This is a genomic window from Lysinibacillus sphaericus, from assembly GCF_006864135.1.
Classification (GTDB): Bacteria; Bacillota; Bacilli; order Bacillales_A; family Planococcaceae; genus Lysinibacillus.
On record NZ_SADV01000004.1, the window covers coordinates 313,138 to 320,099 of the forward strand.

Consider the following 6,962-nt stretch of genomic DNA (forward strand, 5'->3'; position numbering starts at 1 on the left):
ACAATTTGTGTTTCATATACTTTTATATAACTGTTCGTTGTATAAAACTCCATCATCGGCTTTTTCTCTTCCAAAACTATTGATTCAAGTCAATACACCATTCACAGATTCCGATTCTAATTCCTTAATATCCTCTATCAGCATTTCTACATGCTCGTATTTTGTAGCCCAACTAGTACAAAATCTAACAACACTATGTGTAGCATCGACTTTTTCCCAAAAAGTAAAGGAATATTTTTCGGACAATTTTACTAACGCATTATTAGTTAAAATGGGAAACTGTTGGTTTGTTTTGGAATCGTAACGTAATGAAAATCCTTTTTCTACAAACGCCTCTCGAATCATCATTGCCATTTCCACAGCATGGTTGGAAAGTTCAAAGTATAAGCCATCTTCAAACAAAGTTTCAAACTGGATTCCTAATAATCTTCCTTTAGCCAGTAATCCTCCCTTTTGCTTGATAAAATATCGAAAATCTTTTTTAAGGTCTTCATTTATAATGACTACTGCTTCACCAAACAATGCTCCTATTTTCGTTCCTCCGATATAGAACACATCACAAAGTCTTGCAATATCTGCTAAGGATAAATCACTATCTAGTGAAACCAGACCATACCCCAATCTGGCTCCATCCATAAACAATGGCAAACCACATTCTCGGCAAACTTGACTTAATTTTTCCAACTCAGATTTACTGTAAGTTGTTCCATTCTCGGTAGGATGAGAAATGTAAACTAACCCTGGCTGTACCACATGTTCATGAGCGGCATCATTCCAATGAGCATCATATAATTCTTTTACTTGTTCTGCTTTGATTTTTCCATCATCACTCGGCAAAGTAAGTACTTTATGACCAGTAGATTCAATTGCCCCAGTTTCGTGTACTGCAATATGACCCGTAGTTGCAGCTACTACGCCTTGATGCGGACGTAATATGGAAGCAATAGTTGTAACATTTGTTTGTGTTCCTCCAACTAAAAAGTGTATATCTGCATTCTCTACATCACATGCTTTTTTAATATAAGTTCTGGCTTTTTCACAATATTCATCCACACCATACCCGGGTGTCTGCTCTTCATTAGTTTCCACTATTCGTTGCAAAATTCGTTTATGAGCCCCTTCTGCATAATCATTTTCAAATCGTATCATCCATATCTCCTCCGAACCTATCTAATTTCTTTTGAATCATCTTTTTACGTTTTGAGTAATATAAGTTAATAGGTCATTGCCTTGCATTAATGAATTTAACTTTTCATTTCCCCAATTTTCCGTAACAACTTTCATCATAATATCGTGGCGAATATATTCTTTAGCTAAAAGAACTAACATTGGTTCAGTTGTTTGAATTGCCTGTGGGATCTGACCGTCAATAAAGCCCGCTATCAGAACCTCTTTATTATCTTGAATAGTAATTGTTAATCTTTGGCTCATTCTATTTTTTTCAACTGAAGCTGTATACGGACGATGATAAAATGCATTTCCAAAAGATGAAGTTTCTTCATCTGTAAAGAGTAATGAATACATTGTAGTTCCTTTTTTAACTTGTTTTTCGGCAGAACTACGCAATTCACCCATTTCGGCTTCCCATATAGAAAGCCAAATCTCCTCATTTGATGCCTGCATTAATTTTTGCATGGCATGAATGATTTTCGTTCTCCCTTCAATATGCTTAATCGCATTCACTTCAACAGGTTTTTCAATAACTTGCAATTCTTTCTCTAAAAAGGTAAATGTCTCCTCTGCTTGCCTTTTTCGATTCATGACCAGTTCCTTTACTGGCACTGGAGTATAGGTTGGTGGCTCGGTGCGTAACTCTGTGATTGCTTCTTTCGCTACTAGTTTCGCAATGACTGCATACACCATAGAGCGAGGCACACCACTCTTTTTACTGATTTCATATCCATTAATAGCAGGTTCCTTCAGTAATGTTATGTAAACCTTTGCTTCATTTTTTGAAAATCCAATCTGTTCAAACCTCTCAATTAGATCGTCCATAGTATTCTCCTTGTTAGTAGTTATCGTTATTACTACTATAATATTTTTAACTTTTTTGTCAATAAAAAGTTGTAATAACCCTTACTACTATAAATATTTTTTAAAAGATTGATTCAAAGTCAAAATTTATAAAAACTGTCCAAGCCTGAACTGCCCCGTAAAAGTTAGACATACAATCTAATTTTTCAGAGCTTTTTTAATGGGAAAAGTAAGCGCTAAATAACGAATTCAAGTAGCTCAATGATCTTCAAGATAAGCCACCGTTAGTTTAAGTGAAATGCTTCACATTGTTTTTTCATAGATATACACTTCAAACTTTCACCGTCTCTGCGGAATCTTCATTTCTTCCCACGAATAATCGGGTATAGTTGCAATCCATAAAGTATCTCTCATGATATCCACATCCCAAACCACTAAATTCCTCGCATCAAACACTTTTTCAGATTTTCCTTCATCTTTCATGTTGATGGAATAAATAGCTTCACCTCTATGTGTAACTCCGAATAATTTCTCTCCTTTTTTAACGAATTTAACTACCTCTTCATCAACTTTAATTTTTCTCCAATTTCCCTCTTGAAGATCTCGGATCCAAATTCCACTTAGTGTGGTAATAAATAGCCTATTATTAATCACTTTCATATCTAGAGGTTCATCATTTCTATTCAGCATAGTTATCTCGTTCCACTCATCATTTGTCTTTTGAAGAATTTTCCTTTCTTCTGTAAGTCCTACCAAATCACCATCATCCGATATTTGAACCACATAAAATAGTTTAGGTACTATAGTTCGTTCCCAACTCTCACCTTGATTGGTATAGTAAACCTTTCCATTTGATAGCACAGCTATATGGTTGTTGATTGAATAATCGATTTTCTCGATTGATTGGTCCAATGAAAGAATTTTCGTCCCTTTACTTTTTGATGTAATACCTGCCCATAATTCTTTTTCCGTAGCTACATATAATTGATCGTTTATATCAAACCACGCTTGTGTTACATAATTATTAGCTTGGAGTTCTGTCCATGTTTCACCATTGTTATGGCTCCATTCAAAAAACGGTTGCTTGGTTGTACTAAATTGTGTTGGCTTTTTGTCTCCCCATACCACTAAATTGTTTTTTCCAGCGACAACCCCCGTAATCGCCATCCCTTGTTTGGTTAGGTTATCGCTGCCATTTCGTTTGGATATTAATCCTCCACCGTATGGTAATTTATGAATAGCACTGACCACATCTCCGTTTTGAGCATTGAATGAAATTCGAGTAAAACGGTTATCTCGATCATTTCCAAACACTGTTAGAATAGGCAAACCATCGATACTATCAAGTGTAAAATGATATCCTGTTGCCCAATCTTTTCCTGGGTTTAGTCCGTATTTATCCTTTGCTAGTTGAAGAACATCAGAGCTATCCAACTTAATCTCATTGTAGGGTATTGTTGGATCCGGTGTTTGCTTACTCGGTCTAAACACTGTAATTTTCTTTTCTGAAATACCAATTAGTACATAATCATCTGTTCCTGGAACTACAAAGATCATAAACCAATTAAAGCGTCCCAAGTTTCCCCTCTCGAGCCTCCCATCGTTTCATCTACACTATTTACTCTAGTAAGTGTTGCATTTACATTCCATTCTTTTGCTCTCTGTAATCCAATATTAATCGCCTCTTTTAATGTAATTTCACCATCTGAAGCGATTCCTTCACTATCAATTAAATTTACAAAAACTAAAAAAACAACTAACAAACAGGAGATTTTTTTTAAGAAACTCAAAATTAACACCGTCCCATAACTAAATAGGTATATTAATCATAAGATTAATATACCTATTTAGGATGGAGTAAATCTTTTGTTATATGCCCTCTTAGAACCACTATAAAAAACAAAATACTCCATTTATCAGATAATCCTTCTTGCACTAACCTGCACAGTAGTTGAAACTGCAACAATCTATACGAAAACAGCCTTCAAAGAGACTTAACCCAACTTTTGAAGCATATAACTAAAAATACAAAAAATTCTTTCATTATATTGACAATGGAAACAAATCACAATAAAATTTGATTGATCAATCAATCATTTGTTGCGAAAGGACTTTCTAAATGGAAACTAAACTTACTAATGATGACAAAAAGAAGATAAAAAGATCTGCTATCCTAAAAGCCGCTATTAAATTATACAGTGGAAATGGTTTTGCAGAGACAAAAGTTGCCGAAATAGCAAAGGAAGCTGGTGTTAGCTTTGGTACAGTATTTACATACTTTGATTCAAAAGAAGTACTTTATGAAGTAGCTTTTTTGGAGTCATTGGAAGAAATCAAACCATATTTTATTGAGATAGAAGAACACTTTAAAGATGAGCCTCTTACAGTTATAAAGGAAATGATAGATTGTCATGTGCAACTTTTTGCAATTAGAATTGAATTTCTACGTCTAATTCAGCAGGTTCTTGCAAGACCTGAACGATTTCCAAAGCTTTATAAAGAACTGGATGATTTTGCGAAATTATTCAAGGGCAGTATTTATCCAATTATTGAATCAGGGCAAAGGCTTGGATACTTTTATGAAGAATCACCTTCATTAATTGCTGAATCATACTTATCCATCTTAAACGGAATGCGTTTAACGTTTATTGATGAATATACAAACGAGATGAGGAATGATATATCGCGACAAGCCCTGAGATTATTTGGGCCTATCTCAAATAAATAAGCCCCCTACCCCTTTGCCCGGTCCACACCTGTAGACAATATTCAAGATGAAATTAGTTTGGATGACTTTCTTTTAAGTCAAACAAATTGAACATAAATAGAGTCAAAGAGTCACTTCCTATAGGATAATCAATAGATATCCCCCAACTAAGACACCTGAAGATACTATCGGAAATAGCTCATATTTAATATATTTAGGAGTGATTATATGAAATTGAGAGATATCCATCCCAACATCAAACTTCGCTTAGCCATGCAATTTCTAGGCGGCCTTATTTCTATGGCTGTTATTCCTTTTCTGGCAATTTATTTTACTCAGAATATCGGAGCTACTAAAACAGGTATTATTCTTATTTTAATAGTGATTAGTGGGGTCATTGGAGGGTTTATCGGAGGGCATATTTCAGATAAAATAGGGCGAAAAAAAATAATGATTTATGCTGAACTTGGACTATTGTTATCGTATCTATTTATAGCACTTTGTAATTCACCTTGGTTTAACCTACCTTATATTTCTGCAGCATTCTTCATTATCACTATGTTTTGTGGAGGAATGTTTCAGCCAGCTGCACAAGCTATGATTATTGATGTTACAAATGCTGCATCGAGAAAGCTCGTATTTACAATTAGCTACTGGTTAGGGAATTTATCAACTGCAATTGGAGGAATCATTGGAGCATTTCTTTTTAAAAACTACTTATTTGAGCTATTTATTGGGATATCACTTATCACTTTGTTATCTGTATTCATGAATGTATTCTTTATTACAGAAACGTATGCACCAGAACCTTCACCTAAGACTTCTCATCATAAGAAAAAGTTCTCATCAGTAGAAATATTTCAAACTTTTTCAACTGTTTTAAAAGATAAGTTGTTTATGTTATATATTTTAGGAGCAACCTTTATCTTTACCTTGGAACAGTCTTTATCCAATTATATCGGGATTCGTCTCGAAAAAGATATACCTCAACATTCAGCTTCCTTCTTTGGAATAGATTTCATAGTAGATGGCACAAAAATGCTTGGTTTTCTTCGAACGGAGAATACTATTCTTGTCGTTATCCTATCAAGTGCAATATTATTTTTATTTAAAAAATGCAGTGATCGCTGGACTCTTGTTATAGGAATGTTAATTTTTTCTATATGTTTTAGTATTTTCGCTTCTTCAAATAGCGTGTGGATTCTTTTTATTGCCATGTTTATCGGAACAATTGGTGAGCTGATGTTTGTCCCTATTAAACAGGCCTTGATAGGAGAACTTGCCCCATCTAATGCTCGTAGCACCTACATGGCTTTTAATAGCTTAACTAGCTACGGAGCAATGATTGTAGCTTCGTTATTGATCATCATTGGAGAGTGGATTCGCCCCATTTATATGAGCGGATTGCTCCTTATTCTAGGATTAACTGGTACATTTTTGTACTACATATTAACAAAAACGCTATACGCTAAAGTTAGTGAAACGAATGATAGAAAAGTATCTGTTACTTAATCAATTATGCCTCGGCTCGGCATAATTGTGTTCGGATTCAGCTTTATACTAAGGCCTGCATAAGTTTTTTGTGCGAAAGCGCAACATGTTTTGTCTGCGCGAAAGCGAAGCGGCAGTAACATATATAGAACCAACTGTTGGAAAGCTGCACTTCTTAATTCATTTATTGGCATCATTTTTTTGATACACCCGCCTATTTTGTTTATATAATTTTGACTAAAAAACCCAAAAAGGTTAAAATTTTAAATAACTTTAAGGGGTGTTTTTAATGAGAAAAAAAATAAAATTTTTTATAGCTTTCTTTTTAATAGCAATGGGCTCACTATATTTTTTAATGAATACAAAACAAAAAATCTTGTACAAGATTTTTTCGATACTGATTCTTTAGCAGAGGAAACCCATGATATTAGTTTCATAGATACAGAGAAAAACGTTAAAACTATCAAAAAAGATAGTACTGTATTTCCAACTTTCATAAATTCACTAAAAAAACTAGAAATAAAACGAACTAGCTCTAAATTTTATTACACAGGATTCCGATACTCTATGATTATTTATCATAACAACGCTTTGCATAATATTGACATCATTGAAAACGGACTAGTAAACTTTAATAACAAAACTTATGAAATACAAAATAAACAGGCATTTAAAAAATTCCTTGAAATAGTAAAAAAGAGCACCCAATAAAGGAGGGCACTGAAAAACTTACGTTTTCATAAAAGCGAACCTTTCTCAGATAAAAATAAGGCACTTCTTGTTCGATTTT

At 34.0% G+C, this 6,962-nt stretch carries 6 protein-coding genes; 2 read left to right on the forward strand and 4 right to left on the reverse strand.

Features of this window, described 5'->3' with window-relative positions:
• Positions 1-84: 84 nt before the first annotated feature.
• The 4 genes from C7Y47_RS07540 to C7Y47_RS07555 all read right to left on the reverse strand — a co-directional run bounded on the left by C7Y47_RS07540 (position 85) and on the right by C7Y47_RS07555 (position 3,764).
• Positions 85-1,149: a threonine aldolase family protein gene (locus C7Y47_RS07540; RefSeq protein WP_142508203.1), complete on the reverse strand. Its 1,065-nt coding sequence runs from the start codon at positions 1,147-1,149 to the stop codon at positions 85-87.
• 36 nt (positions 1,150-1,185) lie between these two features.
• The gene (locus C7Y47_RS07545) at positions 1,186-1,995 is read right to left on the reverse strand and encodes a TrmB family transcriptional regulator (protein ID WP_142508204.1); all 810 of its coding nucleotides are present in this window, start codon (positions 1,993-1,995) and stop codon (positions 1,186-1,188) included.
• 318 nt (positions 1,996-2,313) lie between these two features.
• Entirely contained in the window at positions 2,314-3,552 is a 1,239-nt protein-coding gene (locus tag C7Y47_RS07550; protein WP_142508205.1) for a hypothetical protein, read from the reverse strand.
• Positions 3,528-3,764 (reverse strand): hypothetical protein, encoded by a 237-nt coding sequence (locus C7Y47_RS07555; RefSeq protein WP_142508206.1) that lies wholly within the window; start codon positions 3,762-3,764, stop codon positions 3,528-3,530. The genes C7Y47_RS07550 and C7Y47_RS07555 overlap by 25 nt, the downstream gene beginning before the upstream one ends.
• 329 nt (positions 3,765-4,093) lie before the next feature.
• Between C7Y47_RS07555 and C7Y47_RS07560 the strand changes: the two genes are divergently transcribed.
• Complete coding sequence (locus C7Y47_RS07560; protein WP_142508207.1) at positions 4,094-4,702, forward strand: TetR/AcrR family transcriptional regulator; 609 nt, start codon at positions 4,094-4,096, stop codon at positions 4,700-4,702.
• A gap of 207 nt (positions 4,703-4,909) precedes the next feature.
• Entirely contained in the window at positions 4,910-6,193 is a 1,284-nt protein-coding gene (locus tag C7Y47_RS07565; RefSeq protein WP_142508208.1) for an MDR family MFS transporter, read from the forward strand.
• Positions 6,194-6,962: the final 769 nt, after the last annotated feature.